Annotated in this window: 25 protein-coding genes, 1 tRNA gene and 1 pseudogene; 14 read left to right on the top strand and 13 right to left on the bottom strand. The window is 61.2% G+C overall.

The window, feature by feature from the left end; genetic code table 11:
* The first annotated feature begins 199 nt into the window (after positions 1–199).
* Positions 200–1,384, top strand: coding sequence for a pyridoxamine--pyruvate transaminase (gene ppaT / locus CEW89_RS08870; RefSeq protein ID WP_096805653.1), 1,185 nt, complete (start codon positions 200–202; stop codon positions 1,382–1,384).
* 64 nt (positions 1,385–1,448) lie between these two features.
* On the opposite strand, the gene CEW89_RS08865 is transcribed toward ppaT, so the two are convergent.
* The 8 genes from CEW89_RS08865 to CEW89_RS08830 all read right to left on the bottom strand — a co-directional run bounded on the left by CEW89_RS08865 (position 1,449) and on the right by CEW89_RS08830 (position 9,919).
* Complete coding sequence (locus tag CEW89_RS08865) at positions 1,449–2,486, bottom strand: 2,5-dihydroxypyridine 5,6-dioxygenase NicX family protein (protein WP_096805652.1); 1,038 nt, start codon at positions 2,484–2,486, stop codon at positions 1,449–1,451.
* Positions 2,487–2,498: 12 nt separating this feature from the next.
* Positions 2,499–3,017, bottom strand: coding sequence for a flavin reductase family protein (locus CEW89_RS08860; RefSeq protein WP_198403526.1), 519 nt, complete (start codon positions 3,015–3,017; stop codon positions 2,499–2,501).
* A complete protein-coding gene (locus tag CEW89_RS08855) occupies positions 3,014–4,135 on the bottom strand; it encodes an AbrB family transcriptional regulator (RefSeq protein WP_096805651.1) in 1,122 nt (373 codons plus the stop codon). The genes CEW89_RS08860 and CEW89_RS08855 overlap by 4 nt, the downstream gene beginning before the upstream one ends.
* The gene (locus CEW89_RS08850) at positions 4,132–5,436 is read right to left on the bottom strand and encodes an amidase (RefSeq protein ID WP_096805650.1); all 1,305 of its coding nucleotides are present in this window, start codon (positions 5,434–5,436) and stop codon (positions 4,132–4,134) included. Before CEW89_RS08850 ends, CEW89_RS08855 begins: the two co-directional genes overlap by 4 nt.
* The gene (locus tag CEW89_RS08845) at positions 5,433–6,872 is read right to left on the bottom strand and encodes an amidase (RefSeq protein WP_096805649.1); all 1,440 of its coding nucleotides are present in this window, start codon (positions 6,870–6,872) and stop codon (positions 5,433–5,435) included. The genes CEW89_RS08850 and CEW89_RS08845 overlap by 4 nt, the downstream gene beginning before the upstream one ends.
* Positions 6,873–6,875: 3 nt before the next feature.
* Positions 6,876–7,277, bottom strand: coding sequence for a nuclear transport factor 2 family protein (locus CEW89_RS08840; RefSeq protein WP_096805648.1), 402 nt, complete (start codon positions 7,275–7,277; stop codon positions 6,876–6,878).
* A gap of 63 nt (positions 7,278–7,340) precedes the next feature.
* Positions 7,341–8,834 carry a 4-hydroxyphenylacetate 3-hydroxylase N-terminal domain-containing protein gene (locus CEW89_RS08835; RefSeq protein WP_096805647.1) on the bottom strand — a complete coding sequence of 498 codons (1,494 nt, stop codon included), beginning with the start codon at positions 8,832–8,834 and terminating at the stop codon, positions 7,341–7,343.
* A 599-nt stretch (positions 8,835–9,433) separates the two neighbouring features.
* On the bottom strand, positions 9,434–9,919 hold the full coding sequence (locus CEW89_RS08830; protein ID WP_096805646.1) for a hypothetical protein: 486 nt from the start codon (positions 9,917–9,919) through the stop codon (positions 9,434–9,436).
* Between the two features lie 105 nt (positions 9,920–10,024).
* Here CEW89_RS08830 and CEW89_RS08825 point away from each other — a divergent pair, with 105 nt between their 5' ends.
* The 5 genes from CEW89_RS08825 (at position 10,025) to CEW89_RS08805 (ending at position 16,295) form a co-directional block, all read left to right on the top strand.
* Complete coding sequence (locus CEW89_RS08825) at positions 10,025–11,062, top strand: putative B6 ABC transporter substrate-binding protein (RefSeq protein ID WP_198403525.1); 1,038 nt, start codon at positions 10,025–10,027, stop codon at positions 11,060–11,062.
* A 77-nt stretch (positions 11,063–11,139) separates the two neighbouring features.
* Positions 11,140–12,723 (top strand): putative B6 ABC transporter ATP-binding protein, encoded by a 1,584-nt coding sequence (locus tag CEW89_RS08820; RefSeq protein ID WP_096805645.1) that lies wholly within the window; start codon positions 11,140–11,142, stop codon positions 12,721–12,723.
* Positions 12,724–12,734: 11 nt separating this feature from the next.
* Complete coding sequence (locus CEW89_RS08815; protein ID WP_198403524.1) at positions 12,735–13,802, top strand: putative B6 ABC transporter permease subunit 2; 1,068 nt, start codon at positions 12,735–12,737, stop codon at positions 13,800–13,802.
* Position 13,803: 1 nt separating this feature from the next.
* Complete coding sequence (locus CEW89_RS08810) at positions 13,804–14,736, top strand: putative B6 ABC transporter permease subunit 1 (protein WP_066706594.1); 933 nt, start codon at positions 13,804–13,806, stop codon at positions 14,734–14,736.
* Positions 14,737–14,891: 155 nt separating this feature from the next.
* Entirely contained in the window at positions 14,892–16,295 is a 1,404-nt protein-coding gene (locus tag CEW89_RS08805; RefSeq protein WP_096805643.1) for a dihydrolipoyl dehydrogenase, read from the top strand.
* A gap of 3 nt (positions 16,296–16,298) precedes the next feature.
* On the opposite strand, the gene CEW89_RS08800 is transcribed toward CEW89_RS08805, so the two are convergent.
* The 3 genes from CEW89_RS08800 to CEW89_RS08790 are packed head-to-tail and all read right to left on the bottom strand — an operon-like array spanning position 16,299 to position 18,664.
* Complete coding sequence (locus tag CEW89_RS08800; RefSeq protein ID WP_096805642.1) at positions 16,299–16,721, bottom strand: GtrA family protein; 423 nt, start codon at positions 16,719–16,721, stop codon at positions 16,299–16,301.
* Positions 16,718–18,154, bottom strand: a complete 1,437-nt coding sequence (locus CEW89_RS08795; protein ID WP_244906182.1) for a UbiA family prenyltransferase — start codon at positions 18,152–18,154, stop codon at positions 16,718–16,720. Before CEW89_RS08795 ends, CEW89_RS08800 begins: the two co-directional genes overlap by 4 nt.
* Positions 18,155–18,214: 60 nt before the next feature.
* On the bottom strand, positions 18,215–18,664 hold the full coding sequence (locus CEW89_RS08790) for a hypothetical protein (RefSeq protein ID WP_157779805.1): 450 nt from the start codon (positions 18,662–18,664) through the stop codon (positions 18,215–18,217).
* 113 nt (positions 18,665–18,777) lie between these two features.
* Here CEW89_RS08790 and CEW89_RS08785 point away from each other — a divergent pair, with 113 nt between their 5' ends.
* The 3 genes from CEW89_RS08785 to CEW89_RS08775 all read left to right on the top strand — a co-directional run bounded on the left by CEW89_RS08785 (position 18,778) and on the right by CEW89_RS08775 (position 20,101).
* Positions 18,778–19,434, top strand: coding sequence for a hypothetical protein (locus CEW89_RS08785; protein WP_096805640.1), 657 nt, complete (start codon positions 18,778–18,780; stop codon positions 19,432–19,434).
* A 131-nt stretch (positions 19,435–19,565) separates the two neighbouring features.
* Positions 19,566–19,811 (top strand): helix-turn-helix domain-containing protein, encoded by a 246-nt coding sequence (locus CEW89_RS08780; RefSeq protein WP_096805632.1) that lies wholly within the window; start codon positions 19,566–19,568, stop codon positions 19,809–19,811.
* The gene (locus CEW89_RS08775; RefSeq protein ID WP_244906181.1) at positions 19,811–20,101 is read left to right on the top strand and encodes a HipA N-terminal domain-containing protein; all 291 of its coding nucleotides are present in this window, start codon (positions 19,811–19,813) and stop codon (positions 20,099–20,101) included. Before CEW89_RS08780 ends, CEW89_RS08775 begins: the two co-directional genes overlap by 1 nt.
* 211 nt (positions 20,102–20,312) lie before the next feature.
* On the opposite strand, the pseudogene CEW89_RS08770 reads toward CEW89_RS08775, so the two are convergent.
* Positions 20,313–20,747, bottom strand: a pseudogene (locus CEW89_RS08770) (restriction endonuclease); the annotation flags it as partial.
* Positions 20,748–20,750: 3 nt separating this feature from the next.
* On the bottom strand, positions 20,751–21,233 hold the full coding sequence (locus tag CEW89_RS08765; RefSeq protein ID WP_198403572.1) for a hypothetical protein: 483 nt from the start codon (positions 21,231–21,233) through the stop codon (positions 20,751–20,753).
* A 39-nt stretch (positions 21,234–21,272) separates the two neighbouring features.
* Between CEW89_RS08765 and CEW89_RS08760 the strand changes: the two genes are divergently transcribed.
* From CEW89_RS08760 to CEW89_RS08745, 5 genes are all read left to right on the top strand, one after another.
* On the top strand, positions 21,273–21,794 hold the full coding sequence (locus tag CEW89_RS08760) for a tyrosine-type recombinase/integrase (protein ID WP_244906180.1): 522 nt from the start codon (positions 21,273–21,275) through the stop codon (positions 21,792–21,794).
* 810 nt (positions 21,795–22,604) lie between these two features.
* On the top strand, positions 22,605–23,645 hold the full coding sequence (locus CEW89_RS08755) for a hypothetical protein (protein WP_157779804.1): 1,041 nt from the start codon (positions 22,605–22,607) through the stop codon (positions 23,643–23,645).
* A gap of 120 nt (positions 23,646–23,765) precedes the next feature.
* A tRNA-OTHER gene (locus tag CEW89_RS20775) sits at positions 23,766–23,861 on the top strand.
* 6 nt (positions 23,862–23,867) lie between these two features.
* On the top strand, positions 23,868–24,818 hold the full coding sequence (locus CEW89_RS08750) for a hypothetical protein (protein ID WP_096805638.1): 951 nt from the start codon (positions 23,868–23,870) through the stop codon (positions 24,816–24,818).
* A 168-nt stretch (positions 24,819–24,986) separates the two neighbouring features.
* Entirely contained in the window at positions 24,987–25,301 is a 315-nt protein-coding gene (locus CEW89_RS08745; protein ID WP_096805637.1) for a hypothetical protein, read from the top strand.
* Positions 25,302–25,347: the final 46 nt, after the last annotated feature.

Here is a 25,347-nt window from a genome sequence, read left to right as displayed (position 1 = left end):
TCTCCGCGCGCCCTCCTGCTCACTCTGACATCTGTTTGCCTGAATTTGTGCGAAACCCATGCGCAATGCAACCAAAAAATCGAAAATGGTCAAAGTTTGGTTGCAAGCGGTTGCCGCCCTGTGGTTGCATGGTTGAAGTGAGGGGCGCTGCCCGGCGATCCGTGGCTGCCCCCGGCGCAAGAACACAGGACTTAGCACAATGAACGACAAGACGGCCGCGGTGAATGCCCCCGCGCTCTTCACCCTGACGACAGGACCGGTGAACTGTTATCCCGAGGTGCTTTCAGCCCTCGGGAAACCTGTTTTTTATGATTATGATCCGTCATTTATGGCCTATTACGAGAAGGTTATGAAAAAGCTGGCGGTGGCGCTCGGGACCACAGATGTGCCGATTGTCCTGCAGGGCGAGCCAGTTCTGGGGCTGGAGGCTGCGGCCTATTCCCTTGTCGCGCCGCAGGACACGGTTCTCAACCTCGCCTCCGGGGTTTACGGCGCGGGGTACGGTGAATGGCTCAAACCGAGGGCCGGGGTATTCCACGAGATTCGCGTGGCCTATAACGATGTGGTCGATCCGGTTGCGGTCGATGAATTCCTGACCAACCATCCAGAGGTTGGTTTGGTTGCGGTCTGTCATCACGACACGCCCTCCGGCACGATCAACCCGATCAGGGAGATCGGCGAGGTGGTGCGCAAACACGGCGCGCTTTACGTGGTGGACAGTGTGTCGGCCTGGGCCGGGGTCGAGGTGGATGTCGAGGCCTGCTGCATCGACCTTCTGGTGACGGGGCCGAACAAATGCCTTGGCTGCCCGCCTGCGCTGTCGATCCTGACGGTGTCGGAGAGGGCCTGGGCCAAGATGGCGGCCAATCCGGCGGCGCCGCGCGCCTCGATCCTGTCGATTCTCGATTGGAAGGACGCGTGGAGGGCGACGGAAGGATTTCCGTTTACGCCGTCGGTGTCGGAGATTTACGGGCTCGAAGCCGGGATCGACCGCTATTTGTCGGAAGGCCCGGCCAATGTCTGGGCGCGCCACGCCAAGACCGCCGAAGCCATGCGGGCAGGGGTGAAGGCCATGGGGCTTGAACTTTGGGCCGCGCGCGAAGAGATCGCTTCGCCGACCTGCACCACGATCAAATTGCCCGATGGGGTGGACGAGACCGAGCTGCGCAATCTGATGAAGGTGCGCTACGGCGTGGTGATTTCCTCGGGCCGGGCGGAGACCTTCAACAAGCTGGTGCGGGTGGGGCATATGGGGCCGACGGCCTTTCCGCTTTATACCGTTCTGGCGCTGACTGCGCTGGGTGGCGCGATGGGTGAGCTGCTTGGCAAGCCGCTCGACATCGGGGCCGCGGTGGCGGCGGCAGAGGCGGTGATGCGCGGATAAAAGCTTGATCACCAAAAAAAGGCGGCCAGATCGGCCGCCTTTTTCGTGCGTGAACGAGGAGGGATCAGTCGTGAACGACCACACCATCCCGGGTCATCGGCGCGCCGTCGAGCGACAGAGAACAGCCGCGCAGCGGGATGTCGAGGTGACAGGGGGTGTCGCGGGTGCCGCCCGCTTCGGTGTTCGGTCCGGTGGAGAACAGGAAGTTCCCGGCGAAACAGCGCGCATCCATCGACAGTGCCGCTTCGCGATCGTAAAGCCCGAGCGTGGTCCAGTTCGCGCGGTTCTCAAGCCCCCAGCCGACATGCGCCATGGCATAGGCGTCCGGGTCGTTGAAACTGTCCATGAAGGCCTTCATGTATTCGGCGGTCCAGCCGCCTTCGATCTTGGTGACAAAGCCCTTCTCGATGGTGAGATAGATCTTGTCGGCGGCGTAGCGTTTGAAGGGCAGCAAAATATCGCCCTCGTCGATCACGATGATCCCTTCGGCGGAGCCCTCATCGGGCCAGCGCGCAATCATGCAGCTCGGCCAGTGATCCCAGCGCCCCGGCTCATCGGCGAGGCCGTATTGCAGGAGCACCGGGTACTGGCCGAGCTTGCAGCGGAAATCCGTCCCGGCTTTCGAGGTGACGGTCATTTCCCTGGCGGGGTCCATGTATTTATTGGCGGCGATGACTTTGTTTTTGGCCTCCGGCGAGGGGATCATCCGCAGCATGGTTTCCGGCGGTTCGACGGCGAGCAACATGCGCGTGCCGGTTTTCAGGATCTCTTCCTGCTCGTGCGAGAAGAGGAGCTGAAGCGTGTCGATCACCAGATCGGCGGCCTTCAGTGCGGCAAGCGCCGAGGTGTTGACGCCAAGCTGCGTGGTCTGGCCGACATAGCCCGATTTGTCGCGCGACAGCGCCTTGTCGCCATTGATCATCGGCAGGTTGATCATGGTGATGATCCCGCCCAAAAGCCCCGCCGCCGTGCGCGCGCATTCGACGATCTGCATGTTGCTGTCGTCAGAGGTCAGGATCGCGACCTGTTCGCCGGGTTTGAGTTGGCATTGTTCCAACACGTTTTTCCACGCGAGGACGAAATCTGCGTTGCTGATCGCCATGGGAGCTCCTGTTTATCTGGCTGCACCGACGGCGTGAAAGCCGCGGTTGTAATGCAAAAGCGGGTGACGGTCGGGGTTCAGCGCGGCTTCGCGCACCTCCCCGATGAAGATGCTGTGAGATCCGGCCTCGACGGCCTGGGTGAGGTCGCAGGCGACGGAAGCCTGGGCAAAGGCATAGGCGGGGGCACCGTCACAGGTTTCGACCCATTCGAAGCCCTCGAACTGATCGGCGCCGGTCTTGCCGGTCATACCGGCAAAGCTCTCGGCGAGATCGCGGCTTTGCTCGCACAGGATGTTGACGCAGAAATGCCGGTTCTCGGTGATCGCCCGATGCGCGGCACCGTTGCGATTGACACAGACGAGCACGGTTGGCGGCTCCATCGTGACGGAGGTAAAGGCCGTGGCGGTCAGCCCGCGCCGGGCGTCGCCACGACCGGCGGTGATAACGGTGACGCCCGCGGGGTAGAACCGCATGGCGGCCTTGAGGCCTTCGACGGCATCGGCTTGGGGAAAAATCATCGGCATGATCATGTTTCACTCCGTGAAGCGGGTTTGGCGGCATCTATGCGCAGGGAGGGGGACCAGATCGGCAGGCGCATCAGCAGGTCCACGAGAAACGGGCCGAACAGGACTACGGTGAACATCCGCACGGTCTGAAAGGCGATGACGGCGGCGACATTGGCCTTGGTCGCGATGGCGACGAGGGCGACGGTTTCGATGCTGCCGGGGGCGGAGGCCAGTAGCGCGGTTTTTGCATCGAGATCGGTGAGCGCATAGAGGATCAGGCCCAGCCCGGCGCTGATCGCGATGAGGGCGATGGTCGAAACCATGACAGCCGGGATCAGCCGGATCACGTGGCCCAGCACCTCGCGGGTGAATTTGAGCCCGACCTCAAGCCCGATCACTCCGAAGGTGGCGAGGATCAGGACATGCGGCATTTGCAGGTGCAAGAGGCCGGTGGCCTCGATCACGGCACAGAGGATCAGCGGGATCAGCATGCCGGCGGCAGGCAGGCGCTTGAGCTTGACGGCAATGAGGGAGATCGCCGCGAGGGCAGGGGCGAGGATCGGCGAAAGCGGCGAGATGTCCCGGGCCGGCAGGCTGGCCTCGGGGCTGTCGGGCAGCAGCGAGGCAAAGAGCGCGACGGACAGGATCACCGACGCGAGGCGCACATATTGCATCAGCGCCACGATCCGGGCATCGGCGCCGCGCTCATTGGCGATGATCACCATGGCGCCGGACATGCCCGGCAGGCTGCCGTAAACCGCGACATCCTCGGAAATCCCGGTGACACGGTTCATCAGCCAGCCGATGGTGAAGGCGACGACAAGCGTCGCCCCGGTCATCGCCAGAAGCAGCGGCCAGTCCTGTGCCACATCGACGAGAATGGCGGGGGACATGGAGGTGGCGATGAACACGCCCGCCGCACCCTGCGCCAGCACATAGGCGGGGCGGGGCACGCGCAGGTGGCTGCCGCTGGCGCCAAAGGCGATGCCTGCGATCATCGCGCCCAGAAGCGGGGCGGCGGGGAAATGGATCAGCCCGAGGAGCGAGGCCAGCCCGATGGCCGCCGCGAGAAGTGCGGACCATTGCAGGCTTTGGCGCACATCGCGACTGCTCAGGCGTTCAAGCGGGTTCTGTCCCCTCATGGATGGCCTCGCAGGGCATCGAAGGGCGTGTCGAGACAGGTTTCGATAAAGGCGGCCATGGCGAGGGTTTTCGCATCTTCGCCGACCCGCCCGATGACCTGAACGCCGACGGGAAGGCCGTCGTGCATGAGGGCGGGCACGTTCAGCGCGGGCATGTGAAGAAGCGTCCAGGGGGTGTTGAACATCGGCGCGCCGGTGCTGGTAAAGCCCTCGGGGGCGGTGCCGGGGGCCGCAGGGGCCAGAAGCACATCGACATCGGCCATGGCGGCAGCGAGATCGGCGGCCACCTTCGGCAGGGCGGCGCGGGCGGCATCATAGGCGGGTGCGTCGATCCACGCCTTTTCGGTCAGGAAATCACGAGTCACGGGCGTGAGTTGGTCCCATAGCGCGGTGCGCTCATGGGACAGGGCGCGGGTGACTTCCCAGCCCATCACGGCGGCATGCAGATCATGCGTGGTGATGAAAGTGTCCGGCACGTCGATCTCGACCACCGTGCCGCCGGCAGCCTCAATCCGGGCCACGGCCAAGTCGAGCGCGGCCACGGTCGTAGGCTCGGCAGGATCGAAGGGCGGGGTGCGGAACAGGCCCACCTTGGGCGCGCTGGGCAGATCGGCCGACAGTGCCAGACCCGGACGGCCCGCCAGAACGGAGGCGGTGAGGGCCGCGTCACGCACAGTGCGGGTCACAAGCCCCAGCGTGTCGAGCGAATGGGCCAGAACCTTGATCTCGGCGGGTTCCAGAAGCCCGAAAGAGGGTTTGTAACCAACCACGCCGCAATAGGAGGCCGGGCGGATGATCGAGCCTGCGGTCTGGGTGCCGAAGGCCATCAGCGCCATGCCCGCGGCGACGGCGGCACAGGACCCCGAGGAGGAGCCTCCCGGCGTATGGGCAAGGTTCCACGGGTTGCGGGTCTTGCCGGAGCTGGCCATGGCGAATTCGGTCGAAACCGTCTTGCCCATGATCAGCGCACCGGCGGCTTTGGATTGCGTCACACAGGGCGCATCCCAATAGGGTTGGCACCCCTCATAGGCCGCGGAGCCATAGCCCGTCGGCATGTCGACCGTGTCGATCACATCCTTGACCCCCACGGGCAGACCGGCAAGCGGCCCTGCGCCCGCCTTGTCGCGGGCATCGGCGGTGCGGCGCACCAGCTCCGGGTCGCAATGGATATAGGCGCCGATTTCGCCGTCTTTTTCGGCGATCCGGTCGAGATAGGCCTCAGCCACCTCACGATGGCTCACGGCTCCGGAGGAGACTTTCGCGATCAGATCCGTCGCATCGTATTGAATGAGATCGCTCATGACAGAAACTCCGAAAGATCGGGGCGCAGATCGGCCCAGGGGGCGGCGCGTTCAACCTGACCGGCGAGCGAGAACAGAAGGTTCTCCCCGCCCAGAGCCGCGCCGAAATGGACGCCGATCGGCAGGCCGGATGTCGAGAGGCCAAAGGGCAGGCTCATCGCCGGGAAACCCGAGGCGTTGAAAGCGCAGGTAAAAGGGCTGTGCGCCCAGAATTGATCGTAGAAGGCGTCAAGGCTCTGGGTCTGGCTCGACATCGTTCCGAGTTTCGGCGGCAATTCGGCGCTGGTCGGGCTCATCAGAATGTCGAAACGCTCGAAGAACCGGCCAAGCCCGCGCGCGGTGGCGTGAAGCTGGTTGACGGAGGCGAGGTAATCCATGCCGGTGAGGGTCAGAGCCTTGCGGATCCATTCCGCGTTGGCGGGTTCCAACTCGGCAATCGGATCTTTGATCCCCAAAGCCTTGCCGCGGGCCAGAACGGCGGTGGCGACGTTGACGCCGGGGATGACCTGCCACGCGGTCTTGAGCGCCTCGGCGTCATATCCCGCGTTTTCGACGATCTCGACATGATGGCCGAGGCTTTCCATCAGCTTGGCGGCCTCTTCGGTGTGGGCAAGGATTTCCGGATCGACCGGCGTGCCCAGAGGCGAAGCGAGGGTCAGACCGATTTTGAGCGGTTTCGGATCACGCCCGACGGAGATGAGATAGCTCTCGGTTTTCACCGGCTGCGCATAGGGATCGCCGATGTCCGCACCGCCGGAAATGTCCAGAAGCGCCGCGCTGTCGCGCACGGATTTGGTCAGCGCATGGGGCGTGGACATGCCCGCGATGCCCTCAACGGCGACGGGGCCAAGCGGGTTGCGCATCCGGCTGGGCTTGAACCCGAACAGTCCGGTGTGCGCGGCGGGCAGGCGGGTCGACCCCGCACCGTCCGAACTGTTGGCAAAGGGCACAAGCCCTGCGGCCACCGCCGCCGCTGAGCCGCCCGAGGAGCCGCCGGGGCCGTGATCGAGGTCCCACGGGTTGCGTGTGGCCCCATAGTCGCGCGGTTCGGTGGCGAAACTCAGCGCGAATTCCGGCGTGTTGGATTTGCCGAGGATCACCAGCCCCGCCGCGCGGTAACGCGCCACAAGCGTGCAATCGGTCTGATCCACATGGCCTTTGAACAGCCGACACCCGGTGGACATTTCCATGCCACGCACGGCGATGCCGGTGTTCTTGATCAGAAAGGGCACACCCTTGAACGGACCGTCGGGCAGGCCCGCGTCGATATCCGCCTCGGCCAGATCGAAATGCGGATGCACGATGGTGTTGAGATGTGGCTCAAGCGCCTCGATCCGGGTCATGGCGGCGTCGAACACCTCCTTGGCGCTGACCTCGCCACTTTGCACCAATCCGGCGATCGCGGTGGCGTCCAGCCTGTCGTACTCGTCTCGCATGTCTTATCCGATCTGGGCCAGGAACGCGTCCTTGTCCCAATAGTCCTGTGTCCGCATGATCTCATCGCCCGCGCGCTGGAAAAGATGCATCCCGTCGAGCGCCACCGGTTTCGGGGCGGGGTCCGGGGCCTTGTCGCTGGGGCGCGGCGTGAACGTGCCGGTCATATGGTAGAATACCGCGATGTGATCCGCCGAGCGCACGGTCTGGTGCGGGGTCCATGTCACATCCGGGAGCATGTTGAAGAACCCGGTCAGCCCGTCGCGCAGGGCCTCATGCCCCGTGCGGCTCTTGCCCATGGCGATTTCGTCATGGCGCCCCTCTGTCGCATAAAGCCGGGTGGCGGCCTCGGCGTCGTGGCGGTTATAGGCGGCGTAAAACGCGTCGATGAGGGGGCAATCGGTCATCAGTCTGCTCTTGTGAAGGAGGGCGCGCCCGGAAGAGGGCAGGCGCGCCCGTAGGGGACGGGGTTACCAGTCCATGCCGGCGATGGTTTTCACCTGATCGACGAAGGCCTCGCGGCTCACTTCGTCGAAGAGGCGGGCACGCAGACGCGGGGCGGGCGAGGAGTTGACGTTCTCGAAGAGCGCCACGCGACCCGCAAGCGACCCGCTGGTCATGTCCCAGATGAAGTTCATCAACAGTTCTTTCTGCATGGCGGAGACGCCGTGACCCGGCAGCAAGTCATTGAGGTAATGACCGATTTCGGGGTTCTCAAACGCGTCTTTGCCGAAGCGCATGACGAGACCCTGACCGCACATTTCCTGAAGGATATGAATGATCCGCGGGTAATGTTCGATCGAGTAGAGGCGACCGGCGGTCAGCATCGACACATCGGGGGTGACAACGCCGGAGGCGAGCTGCGTCGCTTTGGCTTCAGCGGCGATCACGAAAGCGCGGAGCGTCTGGGCATATTGGATCAGCTCGCCCAGCATCTGCTGTACGGCGGGGATCTTGCCGGTGCCGAGCACGTCGAGCACCATCTGACCGGCGCCGACGAAAAGCTCGGATTTCACCGCCATGCGGGTCAGCACATGCCAGTGTGCGAACACCGTGGCGCGGCCATACCAGGACATGCCGTCCGGATCGCCGAGGTTGAAGATGCGCTCTTTCGGGACGAAGACATTGTCGAAGACGATGAACTGGTCGGCCTCTTCGCCCATGGAGGAGACCGGATGGTCGAACTTGTTGGCGCCCGGTTGCGACACCATCTCGCGCGAGATCATGGTGATGCCATCGGCATTGATCGGAACGGCGCCCCAGACACAGGCCTCCGGCGGGGTGGTGGTCAGACCGCCGAGGTTGGTGAAGAAAATGTCATTGGCCTGCGCCGCGATCGAGCCAACGGTTTTCGCGCCGGAGACATAGATGCCGTCGGCTTGCGCCTTGGTCACACGCAGGAAGGCCATCTCCGCCGCCTTCGGGTTCGAGCGGTCGGTCTGCGGACCGGCGAGGCTCTCGGAGGCGGTGAGGTTGGTGTTGCGACCAAAGTCCATATAGGCTTCGATATTTTCCGCGAAATCCGGGTTGCAGCCGTCGATCATGGATTTTTTCTGTTTGAAAACATCCTGATAGGCCATGAGACCCGCGACGATTGCGGGCGAAAGGTCCGGCGGGCGGCCAAAGGTGCCAGCGGTTTTGAGGCTGGTGTATTCGATCATCTTGCGACGGTCGGCCAGCTCTTCGATGGTGGTCGGCACCTGCCAGGCGCGGCTGACGATCTCGCCGGATTGCGGGTCGATATAGGTGGTCGCATCTTCGAATTCCGGTTTGAACTGATCGTCGAACATCTCGGCCAGAAGATCGACACCGGCGCCGAGCGCGGGTTCGTCGGTGACCTTGTCGAGCTTGCGCTTGCCGATCCAGATGTTGCGACCGTCATCGAGCGAGGCTTTGAACTCGGCGCCGGTCTTGAGCCGGTGCGCGGGTTTGCTCGCCGTGGTGGATGTATCTTGCACTGTCATTGCTTCTCCTGAAGTCCCTGTTGGTGGGGCTGCTGGCGTTGTCATCCGAGTCGAGATGTTTCGGACCGCCGACTGATGAGTTACGCTAGATCGCGCAACCAACTATGCGCAACCAAAAAAGAATGGTTGAGTCATATTTTTAAAAATTTTGGAGTGGGCTGCGTAGAATATCAGCAGGGATAAGCGGTGTTTTTTTCGCAAAATGCCGAAAAAATACCCTAAATACAGCGAATTTTGCACCGTTCGTCTGAAATTTGTGCTTTTGGGTGGTTTGGTTTGGTTTGGTTGATAAAACAACCAATAAAACGGTTGAGATTTGTTGACGGCTGTTTGATCGGCGTTATGGTTGAGTCGAGATTGGTTGTTTTGGTCGGGTTGTCCCGGCGCGTGATCGCTCCGCAGAGAGGCGACAGGCAGAACAGCCAGCCCACGCACATTCCGGTGGCTTGGCCAATGGCTCGGTGTCCGGATTTTTCAGGAACGCGAATGGCAGGGATGTCGATGGTGAACCAGAGGCTGGTGGACCGTAGAAACGCTTGGGACCGGTCACCTCCCCGTTTGGGGGAGGCGGACGGGGCCGTGCCAAGTGATGGGCCAGATTACCGCGCTGTGCAAAGCGTTGCGCTTGCCTCTTCGGGGACGGCACCCAGCGGATCGGCGGCGCAATCGAAGCGCAGATCGGGTTCGGCGCGCCCGGCGGTCCGCAGCAGCGGCATTTCGAACCGGGTGTCCCAGCTACGCCCGCTCACCCCGCACCACAACCGCTCCACCGGCATCTGGTCGCCGATCGGGTTGAGCATGAAGACCTCGCCGGTCTCCGGGTTCGACCAGAGCATCGCAGAGAGCGAGACGCCATGGGCGGCCTGGCCAAGCTCCAGAGAATACCAATGTGCCAGCTTCACGCTGCACGACAGCGCGATCTCCCCGGTGTTCGCAATCTTGAAGGCCACAGGCGAAAGCCCGTCGGTGCCACGTTTCGGCGTCGGGCCGTGGCCCTGTGCGCTAGCAGACATGCCACTGAAAACAGAGGCGAAAAGCGACAGGCAAAGAGCTGTGGGCGCGAGCGTGCGGGGGAGATGGGACACGATGGAATCCTCGGTTGGGGGAGAGAAATTCGCGGTGCAAGAGCACGGCGAGTGTGCCGGAAACGGAAGACTAAAAATAAAATTTGTCAACAGATGGAGCGAAATATGACGATGACAAAGACGACGAAAGGGGCATTGCGGCTGATGACCGCGCTCGCTTTCACGGCGGGCATGAGCACCGCCGTGCTGGCCGAAGAAATCACTTCCATGGCCATTCTGACGCCGGAAACCGGGACGGATTACGGCTGGAACCAGCAAGGCATCGACGGCGCGAAAGCCGCCGGAGAGGCGATGGGCGTCGAGGTGATCGTGGCCGAGAACCTCGGCTATGGCGATGTGCGTCCGACCCTGCGCGAACTGGCGGAAGAAGAGCCGGGCCTGATTATCGCCCATGCCAGCGGTTACAACACGGCCGCCCCCGAGATCGGTGCCGAAACCGGTGTCAAAGTCGCCATCGTCGACAGCCCGAGCGCGCTGAGCGAAGGTGCGGTGGTCGATTACACCGCCTCCGGGCACGAAGGCGCCTATCTCGCTGGCGTGCTTGCCGCGAAGATGACCCGGTCCGGCACCGTTGGCATCGTTACCTCCGGTGAGCCGCCGTCATGGAACTCGCAATCCGCCGCTTTCGCCGAGGGCGTCAAGGCGACCAACCCGGAGCTGGTGATCCGTTATGCGGTAATTGGCCCGGCTGCTTACTCCGACGCTGCGGGCGGCAAGCGCGTGACCGAATCCCTGATTGCTGCAGGGGCGGACATCATCTTCGGTCAGGGCAACGGTTCGTCCTTTGGCATGTTGCAGGCTGTGGAAACCACGCCCGCCGCCGATGGTGGCAAGGTCATGTTCATCGACGTGATTGGCGACAAGACCCCGATCGACAAGGGCTACCTCTTGTCTTCCGTGCTCTGGAACCTGACGCCGGTCTATGAGGCGATGATCGAAGACATCCGCGCCGATGCGTTCGGCACCCGGAACTACGGCATCAACCTGGCCGACGGGTCCGTGGCGCTGCTGAAATCGCCGCATATCCCCGACGATGTCTGGGCCGAGGTGATGGCCGTGCAGGACGAGATCGTGTCCGGCGCGCTGGTGATTGAGCCGCATTTCGATGCGGAATCGGTGCATGCGCTCGTCACCGGAGAGTGACCTGTAAGCGTTTAAACCGACGCTTGGAAATGATCGGGCGGGCCCGTCGGGGCCCGTCCAGAACTCTGGAGACCGATATGTTAGACGCACAGACCCGCGCAACCGCCCGCCCTTCCGGCACGGAGGCCCCGCCGATTGTCGCCTTTGAAGGGGTGACCAAACGCTATCCGGGCATCATCGCCAATGACAGCATCGACATGGAATTCCGCGCGGGCGAGGTGCATGTGCTTCTGGGCGAGAACGGCGCGGGCAAATCGACCCTCGTCTCCATGCTCTCAGGCCTGCAACAGCCCGACGGCGGGCGCATCCTGATCGACGGTGTCGAACGGCCCGTCGGTTCGCCGTCGGAGGCGCTGGAAATCGGGATTTCGACGGTGTTTCAACACTCCATGCTGGTGCCGAGCCTGACCTTGGTGGAAAATGCCACGCTTGGGCGGGCATGGTGGCAGAGACCGGACCGTGCGGGCACGGCACAGGCAATGAAGGCCGCGGCTGAACGCATTGGCGTGAACCTCGATCCCATGGCCGTGACCGGCGATCTGTCCCTTGGCGAACGCCAGCAGGCGGAGATCACCCGCGCCCTGATGCGGGGGGCGCGTTTCCTCATTCTCGACGAAGCCACCGCGATGTTGACGCCCAACGATGCCGCCCGTTTGGGCGAGCTGATGCGGCGTCTGGCAGCGGAGGGTATGGCGGTGGTGTTCATCACCCATAAACTCAACGAGGCGGTGGCTTACGGCGACCGGATCTCTGTGCTGCGCCTCGGCAAGAAGGTCGGTGGGCTCACCCCTGACGCGCTCAAAACGCTCGATCCTCAGGAGGCCACCAATGAGGTGGTGCGGCTGATGTTCGGCACGCGCGACGCCGCGGGCGCGGAGGAGGAGCACCCCGACAGCACGACCGTCGACCGCGCCGCGAAACCGACGCTCGAACTTCTGGCCGTTTATGCCGAAGCCGGGCGCGTACCGCTTCAGAATCTCGAATTCAAGGTCTGGCCGGGGGAAATTTTCGGCATCGCCGGGATCGACGGCAATGGCCAGAAACAACTGGCGGAAACCATTTCCGGGCAGGCGCCGGTGTCGGACGGACGCATCGTTCTGGATGGGGCTTACATCGACAGGATGACCATCGGTCAGCGCCGGGAAAAGGGGTTGCGTTACGTGACCGACGACCGCTTGGGCGAGGGAACCGTGGGCACGTTTCCCATGTCGATCAATCTCTTGCTCAAGGAAATCGGACAGGCCCCCTATTGGCGCGGCGGTCTTGAGCAGCCCGAGGCGATCCGCGAAAACGCCCGTCGGAAGGTGACGGACTTCGACATCCGCACGCCTTCCATCGACACGCCGGTGGGCAAGCTGTCGGGCGGCAATATCCAGAAGGTGCTTTTGGCACGCGAGCTGGCGGGCAGCTCCCGGGTGGTGATTTTCGAGAAACCGACCTACGGGCTCGATCTCGCCAATATCGCCGCGACCCAGATGCGCATCCGTGAGGCGGCCAAAAGCGGGGCGGCGGTGATCCTGATTTCCACCGAACTCGACGAGTTGCTGGCGCTGAGCCACCGCATCGCCGTGATGGATCAGGGCCGGATCGCGGGCATCGTCGAGAATGAAGACGGCGCCCGCCACACCATCGGGGCCTTGATGAGCGGGGCTGCAAAATGAGCACACAGAGCATGACAGACACAGTTCAAACCACCGATGCAGGCCAGAGGTTGCGTGCCATCGTCGGCGTTTTGATGATGAGCCTCGGGCCGGTCCTGATGGCCTTTCTCCTCTCGGGCGTCATCCTTCTGATCCTCAAGGTGAACCCGTTTTCCTATTACGGCTATGTCTTCGGGCGCGGGCTTTTGTCGCCGACGGGTGTGCAGGCGACGCTCACGCGCATGGGGCCGCTCTTGCTGATCGCTGCGGCGCTGATCGTCGCTTTTCGGGCGGGGATCTGGAACCTCGGCGGGGACGCGCAATTTCTGGTCGGTGCGGTGTTCTGTGCCGCGGCCACGCCTTTGATGGCGCCGCATGTGCCGATCTGGCTCGGTCTTCTGGCAGGCGCAGCGATTTCGGCCATATTCGGCGCGCTCTGGGCGCTGGTGCCCGCTTTCCTGCGTGCCTATCAGGGGCTCAACGAGATCATCACCACGCTGATGATGAACTTCCTCGGCATTTCCCTGGCCTCGGTTCTGGTCAAACTCGTCTTCCTCGACCCGGCCACCACCGTGCCGCAGACCCGCACCCTTGCCGTCGAGGACCGTTTGCCGACACTGTTCGGGACGACGATTTCGAGCGGGCTGATCATCGGGCTTGTCGCCATTCTGGTGGTGCATTTCATGATGACCCGCACGGCTTTCGGGCTGCGCCTTCGGGTCGTGGGCGGCAATGCCAGTGCGGCGGTGCACGCGGGCCTTGCCGTGCCGCTCCTGACCATCGCGGTCTTTGCCATTTCGGGCGGTCTGGCGGGGCTGTCGGGCGGGGTCGCGATCCTCGGCCAATACGGCAATGTGCGCGCCGACTGGAATCCGGCTTATTCGCTGTCCATCGTGCCGCTGGTGTTCCTTGCGCGGTTCAACGGCTTTGCCGCCATCGGTTTTGTCGGCCTGTTTTCGATCCTCTCGATCGGTGCGGAGAGTGCCGCGCGGCGCACCGGCGTGCCGAATTACTTCACCCTCGTGACCATCGGCATTCTGCTCGTGATGCTCGCGGTCTCCGAATATTACAGCGCCAAGCGCCAGAAAGCGGGAGCCTGACATGACCCTGTTCACGGACACCTTCCTGATCGCCCTGATCGCAGGGATCGCCGCGGCGGGCGTGCCGCTCCTGCTTGCGGGCCTTGGCGAACAGCTTTCCGAGAAAGCCGGCGTGCTCAATGTCGGCATCGAAGGCATGATGCTCGGCGGTGCCTATCTCGGATTTTACATCGCCTGGGCGACGGAGAGCACCGGGCTCGGGTTTCTCGGCGGCATTCTGGGCGGGATGCTGGTTGCCTCTCTCATGGTGCTCTTTTGCGTGCGCATGGGGCTCAACCAGATCGTCATCGGGATCGCGCTGACGCTCGGGGCCGAGGGGGCGACGGCGCTTTTGCATCATGTGCAGTTCAGCCGTCTGTACCCGCGCCTCTCCGATGTTGCCACATGGCGCATTCCCGGTCTCGCCGATATTCCGATCATCGGCCCGGCCTTGTTCGACCGCGAACCCGTGGTCTATCTGGCCGTCGCGCTGGTGCCGATCCTCGTCTATGTTTATCGTCGCACCCATCTGGGCCTTGCGGTGCAGGCGGCTGGGGACAAACCGGCGGCGCTCGATTCTGCAGGCCAGAGCGTGTTGGCCATTCGCAGCTTTGCCGTTCTGGGGTGTGGCGCGATGGTCGGGCTTGGCGGGGCTTTCATGTCCATCGTCGGGGCCGGGGTGTTCGTGCCCTTCATGACCCATGGCAATGGCTTCATCGGCATCGTTCTGGCGATGCTGGCGCGCGGGCGTCCGCTTTGGGTGCTGTTCGGGGCGGTGCTGTTCGGCGCCTGCTTGTCGGCGGCCACCGCGCTTCAGGTCGCAGGTGTCGATATTCCGACAGATGTGGTGCAGATGCTGCCCTTCGTGGCGGTCATGCTGGTGCTGCTGATCGCCGGGCGCAACGCCAAACTGCCCGCCGCTCTGGGGGCGGCCTATGTGCGGGGCGAGCGCTAAGAGACCGGGAGAGGGCGCACGGGTGTCGTCTTGTCGCGTGGCGCGACGATTGTTCCGCGACAGATACATGTTATGACATCATCAGGTTGAGCGAAGCCGTGCGGAGACCCCGGGTCTCTGTGCGGTTTCGCAGAAGCATATAAAGGACATGATTCATGACACGCAAAGTCGATGTGGCCATTCTCGGGGCCGGCAGCGCCGGTGTGACGGCACTTTTCACCTTGCTCAGGGCGGGCAAGAGCGTCGTTCTGATCAACTCCGGGCCGGAAGGCACCACCTGCGCCCGCGTCGGTTGCATGCCGTCGAAAGCGCTGATCGAGGTGGCGACGCTTTATCATGACCGGGAGCGCCAGAAAGCGTTCGGCCTGAGTGGTACGGAGGCGCTTGCCGTCGACGGGCCTGCGGTCATGGCGCGGGTGCGGGCGATCCGCGACAAGCTGGTGAACGGCTTCATCACGCGCACCCATAAACATCTCGATGAGACCCAGTTCATCGACGGTCACGCCACGATCCTCGGCCCGAACCGTGTCGAGGTGAATGGCGAGGAGATTGAGGCCGGGGCGATCCTCATCGCGACCGGATCGACTCCGGTTCTGCCCGCGCCGTTTCGCGCGCTGGGCGAGGCGTTGGTCACCACGGATACGTTTTTCGAACAACCGGATTTGCCGAAATCCATCGCGGTGGTGGGACTTGGTGTGATCGGTTGCGAAATCGGTCAGGCGCTGGGCCGTCTGGGTGTCGAGGTGCACGGCTTTGACGCTGCGCCGGTGATTGCCGGGATCAAGGACCCGGTGGTGGCCGAAGCCGCCGCCGAATGGTTTGGGCGGGATATGTCGATCACCCTGGGCGCGAGCGTCGAGCCGAAGCTCGAAGCCGATGGCACTGTGACGATCACGGCGGGCGGCAAGACGGTGAATGTCGAGCGCGTGCTCGCAAGCATCGGGCGACGCCCCAATGTCACCGGTCTGGGCCTTGAGGCGCTCGGTGTCGAGCTGGACGGCCACGGCATGCCCGCTTACGACCGCGAAACGCTACAGATCGGCGATCTGCCGGTCTATCTGACGGGGGATGCCAACGCGGACCGACCGCTGCTGCATGAGGCCAAGGACGAGGGCAAGATCGCCGCGCTCAATATTATCGCAGGCAGCCGCAAACCCTTCCGCCGCCGCGTGCCTTTGGGCGTCGCCTTCACAAGTCCGCAGATCGCCACGGTCGGTGCGTCTTTCGATACGCTCGATCCGGAGCAGATCGCCATCGGCGTCGCCTCGGCGGAGGGCAACGGGCGTTCGAAGGTCAAGGCCGAGACGGCAGGCACGATCCGGGTCTATGCCGATAAGAGCTCGCTCAAGCTTCTGGGCGCGACCCTGGCGATTGGCGCGGGCGAGCATATGGCGCATTGGCTGGCGCTGGCGATTGAACAGGGGCTGACGGTGGACGCCTGTCTCGAAAGCCCGTTCTATCACCCGGTGCTCGAAGAAACCTTGCAGGATGCGCTAATGAGCTGTCTGGCGAACAGCGGCCACAAACTGCCGCACCCGCCGGGTCTGACACCTGCGTAAGGTTTATTGGTTCGACCGGAACACATAGCGCCGGTCGAGCTGAAACTTGATCACATAGCCAATGGCGAGGCCGAGGATTGCACCGGCCTCGCGGGCAGCCGTGCTGTGCCAGAGCGCCCAGGCCCCGGCCTCCATGCCCCAGAAAATCGCCGTCGTGATCAGCCCCATGGCGGTATAAAGCCCGAATTTGCGACCATGCGCCCGTGCACCGCCCTCGCGGTCGTAGAAGATCCAGTGCTTGTCGAGCAGGTATTTCACGACAAGCCCGATGCCGGTGCCTGTGATCAAAGCTACGAGCAGCGCGCCGGGGGCGGGCCAAAGCGCAAGCGCGAGCCGCTGCACCCCGAGATTGGCCAGCGTGGCAAAGGTGGCGAAGGCCGCGTAGCGCAGGGCCAGCGCGGGCAGGGGCAGCGGTGTCGCGCTCATAGCAAGGTGCCGGCAAGGCCAAGCGCGAAGATGAGGCCAAAGCAGATCAGGCTGACCTTGTCTTTCGCGGCATAGAGCACCGGATCGTCGTTCATCTGACCGCGATGGGTGGTCATCACCATGCGGCTGATCCAGTAGAGAAACACCAGACAGGCCCCCCAGAGAAAGCCCGGCTGCGGATACATGTCGAGCACGCGCGGCGCGCTGATATAAAGCGCCATGACGAGGACGGAGACATAGCCGGAGGCCAGTGCCATCATCGTCACGATGGGCACATCCTCGACATGATAGCCGCGGCCATGGGCCTTGAGCTTGCCGGAATTGCGGCCGTCGACCAGCTCGGCCTGACGTTTCACGGCGGCGAGAGAGAAAAAGAAGAAGATCGAGAAAGCCAGCAGCCAGACCGACATCGGAATGCTCGCGCTGGTGCCGCCCGCGAGAATGCGGAGGGTGTAAAGTCCGGCGAGTGCGAAAATGTCGATGACCAATTGTCGTTTCAGCCAGAGCGAATAGGCCATGGTCAGCACGTAATAGACCATCATGATCGCGAGAAAATGCGGCCCAAGAAGGATTGCCGGGATCAGCCCCGCGATCAGCAGCGAGGCCGCCATCACAGTGCCGCGCGCGATGGGGATCGTGCCTGCGGCAAAGGGCCGGAGCCGCTTGCGGGGATGCGCCCGGTCGCCTTTCAGGTCGAGAAGATCGTTCAGCACATAGACCGATGAGGCGATGAGGCTGAAGGAGATGAAGGCGACACAGGCGAGGAAAAATATCCCGAAGCTCAGGTCATGTGCGGCCAGCATCGGCACGAAGACGAGCAGGTTCTTGAGCCACTGATGCGGGCGGATCGCCTTGGCATAGGGGCGCAGGTCGCGGTTGTAGGGCGTCAGATGTTCGACCGGCCCGTTGCAGGCGACGCCCGCCTGTAGTGCCGGTCTGGCATTCACCGTGATCGCACCGCCCGCCACCTGCCAGACCGGCAGGTCCGCCGCATGATCGCCCATGTAGATGAAATTGCCCGCGCCGAATTCCGAGATCAGACGCTCCGCCTTGTCCGGACCTTTGAGGTTGTCGGTGCCGTCGGACCCGATCACCAGATCGAATAGCCCGAGGTGTTCCGCGATGCGGTCCGCGAGCCTTTGATCGCTTGCGGTCACAAGCGCGGTGCGCCCGCCCTGTGCACGCCAGTCGCGCAGGCGCTGCAAGACGGTTTCGTCATAGGGCAGGGTCGTGACATCGACATCGGAGCGCTCCGCCAGAATCCGTTTGAGCGCCGCCTTGCCCTGGGTGAGCGCCCCGAGCGCCCGAAACGGCAAAGTCCAGTCCCGGGCAAAGCCGGACCAGAAGGTTTCATGCAGCATGTCCGAGCGCAAAACTGTGCCGTCGAGATCGACGGCGAGGGTCTGGATAGGGAGCTGAGGGGCTTGTTCCAAAAAGCTTTTCCGGGCAACGAGAGGAGTTGGCGCCGAGACTGAAGGCGGGGAGGAAGCATGTCAATGCCGCAACGGGGACGCGGAGGCGGATGAGAGACGTGCGATAAGCGGTATGCTGGGGATTAGTCCCATTAGACTGCCCAGAATGCCGAAGCGCGTATTCAGCAGCAGCTTGACCAAAAGCAGGAGGAGCTTGAGGCTCTGCATCGGCAACAGCGCGAAGCGGAACGCGCCGACCTTCACCGCGCCCGGCAGGAGGCCGAACAGGAAGCCCGCCGCTTGCGGGATGCACAGGCGCAGTTCAACCAAGAGCGGGCTGACGCGCTGCGCAATGCGGCGAAAGAGGCCGCGTACGTTGTTCTCGAGCTGTTTCTTGCGGTGCTTGATGGTTCGGTGCGTCCTCGCCCCGACGACCCGAGAGTTTGGATCGTCCGCGATGATGATCTTCGGGAGCGGGCGAAAAAGCTCAATCTTATTGAGTTGGTCAAAGACACGATGCAGGTTCTGCATGATGCGTGGACACACCTCTGCGAACGGCTGTCGCCTCCCGAACAGAAGGAGGTATCTGAGCAAATTGCAGAGCCGGTGAAAGCAGCGTTTCGCCAAGAGCCGGGTCATCAGCCATGAATGAACTCGATGAACGACTTTCGAGGATACGGCGGCAAAAAGCAGAAGCTCGCTCCACAGCGGCGGATGATCTTGCGCAGTTGAAAGAGGGGTTGGCGGCGGCCCAGAATAAGCTCTCGGAACTGGATGCCGCCCAGCAAACCCTATCTGAGGCCGTCGAAGCCGATAGCCGCAGAATCGTGGCTCTTCGCCGCCGGGTGACTGTGGGTGTGGTTCTGGTCGCCCTTGTCGCGGCATTGGCTCTGGCACTGACCGGAGCGGTTGCCAGCCGCATGGTCGATGAAGCGCGAACCGAGGCAGTTCGTATCCGCACCGAGAACACCCAGGAGATCGCCGAGGCCCGCGCCGAAGGCGAAGCGGCTTTGCTGGCTCTCGCAGATCGTTTGGCAAGCCGTGAGACCGTGCTGACCGCCGAGATCGAGGCAATAGGTGCCGATTTGGCGCAGCTCGGTGCCGACCGCGATGCAGCACGCGCCGATCTGGAACACTTTGCAGAGCTGCGACGGCAAATAGGATTCGATTTGGTCCCCTACCGCAACCGCGTGGTGATCGTGGTGCCGCAAGGCGAAACCATCACCCGCTGGAACGCCCCCGGCCTGTCGAATCTCGCCCGCTACAATGGGCGGATGTTTCGCGTTGTGCAGGTAGATTAAACGGGCGTTGAGCGACGGGATAGCCTTCGCCGTTCATCCAATCGGACAGTTACGCTTTGGCGTAAATATCGAAAATTTACGTTGAGGCGTAATTTTTTTGATTTACGCTCCACCGCAAAAGGAGCCAAATCATGGACCTCTCAGCGAGAACTGCCGAACAGATCGGTGAAGCGATCCGGCGCACGCGCAAGGCGCGCGGCTGGACGCAGGGCGATATCAGCGCGCGCACCAATCTGCGCGTGGCGACGATTTCGTCGCTGGAAAACGGTGATGCGGGTACCAAGCTGGCGACGCTCTTGGCCGTCATGGCGGCGCTCGGGCTGGAGTTCCGGCTCGCCCCTCGCGGTGGTTCGGTCGAGATCGAGGATATCTTCTGATGGCTAAGCGAGGCCGAAGCGGCACGATGCAGGTGCTTTTGAACGGGCGGCTGGTCGGGCATCTGCGCCTTGCCAGCTCTGGCGCGATCAGTTTTGCCTATGATCCGGGTTGGCTGGCATGGGAATATGCCATGCCGATCTCGCTGTCGCTGCCCCTGCGTGAAGAGGCGCATCAGGGCGCACCGGTCATCGCCTATCTGGAAAACCTCCTGCCCGACAATCAGGCAATCCGCGAGCGTGTGGCGGCAAGCTGCGCGGCAAGCAGGTCTTCTGACCCTTTAAAGCTATGATGCAAGCCTGCGAACCCCTTTCGGGCTGCCTGAAACACGAGGCGTTGAAGCCTGAAGCCGTCCGGGAGCTTCTCCAAGTCAATCGAGGAGACGTTGCCTAGGTCCGTTGCGCCACCTAGAGCAGGGGCTAAGTCTGCGCTGATAGGCGTAGAGGCGGGATCAAGAGGCAGCGTTTCAACACTCGACCAATCGACGGACAGTTCGCGTCGAACATCGCCATCACCGTCGTCTTCCCCGCGCCGGTGGCCATCTTGTTACAAAGCCGCTCCCAAGCGCCGCCGTCGCCGGGCACATGGATACCCTGCTTGTAGGCCTCCGCGCCCTCGACCCACCAGATCAGCGTCTCGATGGCTTCCAACTGGCAGAAATAGAAAGGGTGCTGGCGCGCATCCTCATCATGCCAATGCTCCAGCAGCTTGCGCGTCACGATGGTCACGCCCGGATAGCCAGCCTCGCGCCACTGATCCACGCGGTCGCGGATCGTGTTAACCATGGCCAGCCCTTCGGTGCGCTTAGTGTTGTTGCGCGCGTCGAAGACTTCGTAGCTGGCAGGCCGCCGCTCCGGCTTGATCTCTAGCTTGCCACCTTTATCTTCGACCCAATGCTGCTCTGGCCGCTCCCACGGGCGGTTGATGATCAGGGACATGGCTTATCCCTCCAGCGCGACGATCTTGAGGGGCTCGATCCCCCGATCATCCACGATCTTCACCGCGATCCGCTTGTTGTCACCGGCCTCGAACGGCAGCGACACTGTGCCGTGGAACTGCTCCAGCAGGTCCTCGTCCAACTCAGCCCGGATCGTTTTCTTCAACCGGTTCCAGCCGCCCTTGGCATCGGCCATGGGGAAGAACACCTGATGCGGCATCAGGGACCGCTGATCGTAGTCCTGATCCAGCGACCACATGGCGATCTGCTTGGTGCCGCCGCCTTCGATCTCGCCGGTCTTGGGGTTGAAGTAGTCGAAGCCATGCACCTCGACCTCCCACATCCCGTCACCGCGCTGGCGCACCTCGACCTCGGGCTGGCCCATCAGCCAGAAGCTCTCGTTGCTTGCACGCTTCTTCTTCAGATCCTCGGTCAGAAGGTCCGTGTTCATCTGCACCTTGAGGAAGGTCATGCCGGGCACGTTCATCTCGTCGATGTCCTTGCTCCAGAGTGGGTGGGGCGCGTTTTGACGCTGGCTTGCGAAACCGGCCTGCGACCAGCTGACCTGGTTCGTCTCACGCGCGGCAATCTGGAGCAGTTTGATGGTCTGGAACGGTTCAGGGTGCGGACACAAAAGCGTGGCCGGATCGCGCACATCCCGGTGACGCCTGAGCTGCGTAAGCTGATTGACGCGACGCCTTCTGACCAGTTTGTGCTACTTGTGAACGATCGAGGCAGCCCTTTGAAAGCCGTTTCAGCCAGTCGTGCAATTGCTCGTTATCGTGAGCGCATCAAGCAACAACTGAGTGATCCGTCGCTTCGTTTGCAAGATACACGTGGAACGGCCGCCACGCGGCTTCTCCGTGCCGGCTTGGCACTCAATCAGATTGCCAATCATATGGGGTGGTCGCTACGTTACGCGGCGTCCGTAATCGAGCACTATGCCGCTGTTTCACCATCAGAAAGCGCCGAGGTTTTGGAGCTTCTGGGCCGGGAGAAGCAGCGTCGCGAGGGCAAAACTGTAAACGCAAATGTAAACGCCCACTAGCGGGGAAAATGCGGAGGAAGTTAAGTGCTTGAAAGTAAATGGAGGCGAGTACCGGACCCGCTACCATTTCTCTAAGCCATTGGAAGGCCGAAATAATCGAGTGCGAGGTTGAGTTGTGTGTCGCACTTCGTGTCACACTTATGCTGTCTGAGTTGTGTTTCTGTCAACCGCCGGGTGTTATCCCAAGTTGAGGTTCGATCTTTCATATGCCGGGTGAACGCCGCCTACAGTTTTCGTTTTCCTATGGTGTGTCCGAGTTGCGGACCGGGGACGGGGGGGCCTTGTGTGCAGTGGCTGGTATGGGGGAAGTTGGCCTGTGCAATTTATGGATAGGGCCACGAAAAATTGCGTCACAAATTTGAAGACCAATGGACTGTGCATGTTGGGCGGAAAGCCGACATGCGGTGCTGCAGCGCAACCATCGCGGCAATCCGAAGCAAGCCGACATAAAGAGGTGCGGCAGCGTTACGTCGGCACGATCTTTAGGCTTGGCGAAAAGCGCCCTTGCTGTAGCATGGGAGGGTGCAGGTATGCGGTATCGCTCGCACAGTGTCGGGGCCAAGATCACCTTGGTAGCTCTTGCCATATTAACTCCGATTAGGACTTCTGCCTCAACGCAAAGGGGGCATCAGTGCTAATTATGAAATTTGAGACAGAAAAATGAGAGAACTTGCGACCAATGATGGTTCTACTCGGAAGGCCGGGGATATAGCCAACCTTGGTGAGCCCATCCTCCTCAAGAACTTGAATTTGGCCGGGATAAGTGCGGAAGCAGCTCTACCTGGTCAAAAAGTCCGACTATGGACGAGTATGGCTCTGACCTCCGATCAAGACCTATTCCAGAAAGTAATTGGAAACATCGCTGATACTATCGAACATGCGGCCCGAGCCGTTGGGGAATATACGAGCCTCAACCGCGCACAGACCGTTCTCCTCGTGCTTCATCCGGATAACTCAGGAGAATTATGGGTCGATAGCGCTGCGATGTGTACCTACCATTCCCTTAAGCGACCTGGCCCCATGGCCGCTGGGACTGTGCTTTTCGAAAACGATATCGCAGACGTCAGAGGGCTGTGGTTCCCGCTCGTAGACGTTGGGCCGGAAGACCGAATCCTTTGCATTATCCGTGAAGGCTGGCGCTTTGCGCTGTACTTCGATTTCAATCCTGATGGGGACTTAGAGGTCGAAAAGGCCAAACGTGCGCTTGGTACACTCTTCCGACAAATGCGCTACGCAGACCGATATGCGTCTATAGCGCATGAGCCGACGTTCAAGAGTATGGTTGTAGCTGGCTGGTTCCCCTTCCTTGAGTTGGGAGATGGAGAAATCGGAACTCTTCTCGCTACGATAAAAGCGGATTTGCCGCTGGATCGGTCAGAAAAAGACCTCATTTCCGCTTTCAATGACACCCGGCTGGAGCGAGTGTTTTCGCGCTGGATGGAGAGGGCGCATCTCAAAGAGCGCGAAACGATCCTAAGGCCGGCGATCAACGCATTCAAAAATAGTGAACCCGTCACCGTCATAAAAATTATCTTAAGCGAAATTGAGGGAGTAATGTCAGATACCTATTATGAGATTCATGGCGAAAGGCCGTACCGTTCCAACAGGCTTCCAGACTTCATGATCGAGTTGGCCGAGCGGAGAGCAGGCGGAAAGGACACCTTGTTCTTCCCTGTGGAATTTGGGAAGTACCTCAAAGAATATACCTACGCGGACTTTAGCCCGAATGACGAGGGAAAAGCAGGGTCACGCCACGCTGTAAGTCATGGTCGCGTCGCTGGTAACCAATATACCATGTCGAGAGCGTTGCAGGCATTACTGACGCTCGATCAGATAGCTTTTTATATGTAAAGACGGTGGAGCTTAGCCAGATAAAACACGATCTCTACAGTGCATTGCAAGCCGTTAGTGATATTGTAGCAAAAAGCGGATCATTGCGCTTCTCATATGTTTGGCCTAGCATAACAGAAAGGGGCTGTCGTTTAGCAGGTTAAGACGCGCGCCTTTCTTCGGGCCTCACGGTCCGCCCTACATCGCGAAACGCGGGTTCGAATCCCGCCAGTCCCTCAAAACATGCCGTACACCCTAACTCGCACACGTCCTTTTCGGAATTTACAGTCCAGAATCGGCAGTGCCACCTATCGCCTAAACACGATCTTAGTCGGCCTTCAGCAAGTAGCAGGCGGAGCGGACAAGACGGAAGATCTGCCCGTTTCTTGGAGTAAGCCGAGCCCAGCTAAGGCCAAGCAGGTTGCGGACCAAGCAAGGATTTTTGCGTGCTCGGCAGCCGTGGCGTTCGCTTATGACGGCTTTGACTCGTTTATTCGCGCCATCGTTAGAGAGGATTGGCTGTCGTTCTCTCAAAGCACCATAGAAATCGCAACAAAATCTGTGACAAAGAAAGGTGGAGAAGCCTACTCGATGTCGGAAAGGCTCGAGAAGATTTCTCAGGAACTCAATATTGAAAGTCCATTGGACACTGCCACTGTCGAACTTTTCGCAAAATGGCGAAACTTAGTTGTTCATGATCGTGACGATTCTTCACGTGGACTCTCGATTGCCTCCGAAGAGGCTTTGTCCTCGTCGTCCGACTACTTCTACAAGAATTATTCCCATCTCGACATCAATCTTGCCCTAAAGAACTTCTCAGCTCGCAAAATGCCAGTCCCTAAGGAAGCTACGTCGTTGATCGCGCTAGCGCAAAACCTTGCGAGAAGGGTCGACGAAGCGGCGATAAACCGAGTAGCTTCTACTCCTACTGATTTTGAGAAGGCTGCCTTGGTCCTCGTGGGGCAGCACTATAAACTCGCAAAAGGACGCCACCCGACTCCCGCTGCGGCCGTAGCGGAGGCGTGGCAGGGCGATGTTGTGCGTCGTGAAAAGAACTTGGAGCGAGTATTGGTCGAGCTAGGTATTTCGAAGGAGCAAAAAAAACCAGTTTCGGCGTCTCTTCCAGAGGATTTCATTCCGAGAATGGCAGGGCTCGATATTGAGGATTTTGCGAAGAAGATTGGAGTTCATTAGTGGTAAATTTCCATTCTATTGAAGGTGCATACCCTCTATGAACGACTAGATTGAGGGGCGCTGTATTGCAGCATTTAGGCGCGCCGAATGGAAGCTCTGGGCCGATGCAAGCCTTCGAACTGTGTGTGACGACTTGCACTGTAATGCATCTACGCGCAGTCTCGCACGATGGAACTAATTTATCCAATCAACTTCGTCGGCCACGATGAGTGGATGTACAGTGGGTACGATCCGCGCCTGTCGCAAGGCGAGGTCATTACTCGCGACGGAGAGATCATCGGCGCTTGGCGTGTTGTAGGCTATGATCCAGATGATGAGTATTCTGCCGGGCAGTTTGAATTTATGGCTATTGGGGAAGACACTGTGAAGTTCACGGAAGGCTTTGCAATGCTTGATGTGCGAATGAGCCGGGGCTTTGCTTTGTCAACGCTGACAAGAACCATTAGGGAATGGTACGAAGCCAACAATACCGAAATCTCCTAACGACGCTGCATTGGGAAGAATGTCAGCGAGTCAGGCTGCATTCGCA

The sequence above is a fragment of the Celeribacter ethanolicus genome, assembly GCF_002407265.1.
Taxonomy (GTDB): domain Bacteria; phylum Pseudomonadota; class Alphaproteobacteria; order Rhodobacterales; family Rhodobacteraceae; genus Celeribacter; species Celeribacter ethanolicus.
This window is presented reverse-complemented; position numbering and strand designations above follow the sequence as displayed.

Excerpts from the sequence above, each read along its gene's own strand:
- ppaT (WP_096805653.1), top strand. The coding sequence starts at position 200 with ATGAACGACAAGACGGCCGCGGTGAATGCCCCCGCGCTCTTCACCCTG.
- CEW89_RS08865 (WP_096805652.1), bottom strand. The coding sequence starts at position 2,486 with ATGGCGATCAGCAACGCAGATTTCGTCCTCGCGTGGAAAAACGTGTTG.
- CEW89_RS08860 (WP_198403526.1), bottom strand. The coding sequence starts at position 3,017 with ATGATCATGCCGATGATTTTTCCCCAAGCCGATGCCGTCGAAGGCCTC.
- CEW89_RS08855 (WP_096805651.1), bottom strand. The coding sequence starts at position 4,135 with ATGAGGGGACAGAACCCGCTTGAACGCCTGAGCAGTCGCGATGTGCGC.
- CEW89_RS08850 (WP_096805650.1), bottom strand. The coding sequence starts at position 5,436 with ATGAGCGATCTCATTCAATACGATGCGACGGATCTGATCGCGAAAGTC.
- CEW89_RS08845 (WP_096805649.1), bottom strand. The coding sequence starts at position 6,872 with ATGCGAGACGAGTACGACAGGCTGGACGCCACCGCGATCGCCGGATTG.
- CEW89_RS08840 (WP_096805648.1), bottom strand. The coding sequence starts at position 7,277 with ATGACCGATTGCCCCCTCATCGACGCGTTTTACGCCGCCTATAACCGC.
- CEW89_RS08835 (WP_096805647.1), bottom strand. The coding sequence starts at position 8,834 with ATGACAGTGCAAGATACATCCACCACGGCGAGCAAACCCGCGCACCGG.
- CEW89_RS08825 (WP_198403525.1), top strand. The coding sequence starts at position 10,025 with ATGACGATGACAAAGACGACGAAAGGGGCATTGCGGCTGATGACCGCG.
- CEW89_RS08820 (WP_096805645.1), top strand. The coding sequence starts at position 11,140 with ATGTTAGACGCACAGACCCGCGCAACCGCCCGCCCTTCCGGCACGGAG.
- CEW89_RS08815 (WP_198403524.1), top strand. The coding sequence starts at position 12,735 with ATGACAGACACAGTTCAAACCACCGATGCAGGCCAGAGGTTGCGTGCC.
- CEW89_RS08810 (WP_066706594.1), top strand. The coding sequence starts at position 13,804 with ATGACCCTGTTCACGGACACCTTCCTGATCGCCCTGATCGCAGGGATC.
- CEW89_RS08805 (WP_096805643.1), top strand. The coding sequence starts at position 14,892 with ATGACACGCAAAGTCGATGTGGCCATTCTCGGGGCCGGCAGCGCCGGT.
- CEW89_RS08800 (WP_096805642.1), bottom strand. The coding sequence starts at position 16,721 with ATGAGCGCGACACCGCTGCCCCTGCCCGCGCTGGCCCTGCGCTACGCG.
- CEW89_RS08790 (WP_157779805.1), bottom strand. The coding sequence starts at position 18,664 with ATGCAGAACCTGCATCGTGTCTTTGACCAACTCAATAAGATTGAGCTT.
- CEW89_RS08785 (WP_096805640.1), top strand. The coding sequence starts at position 18,778 with ATGAATGAACTCGATGAACGACTTTCGAGGATACGGCGGCAAAAAGCA.
- CEW89_RS08780 (WP_096805632.1), top strand. The coding sequence starts at position 19,566 with ATGGACCTCTCAGCGAGAACTGCCGAACAGATCGGTGAAGCGATCCGG.
- CEW89_RS08775 (WP_244906181.1), top strand. The coding sequence starts at position 19,811 with ATGGCTAAGCGAGGCCGAAGCGGCACGATGCAGGTGCTTTTGAACGGG.
- CEW89_RS08765 (WP_198403572.1), bottom strand. The coding sequence starts at position 21,233 with ATGAACGTGCCCGGCATGACCTTCCTCAAGGTGCAGATGAACACGGAC.
- CEW89_RS08755 (WP_157779804.1), top strand. The coding sequence starts at position 22,605 with ATGGCTCTGACCTCCGATCAAGACCTATTCCAGAAAGTAATTGGAAAC.
- CEW89_RS08750 (WP_096805638.1), top strand. The coding sequence starts at position 23,868 with ATGCCGTACACCCTAACTCGCACACGTCCTTTTCGGAATTTACAGTCC.
- CEW89_RS08745 (WP_096805637.1), top strand. The coding sequence starts at position 24,987 with ATGGAACTAATTTATCCAATCAACTTCGTCGGCCACGATGAGTGGATG.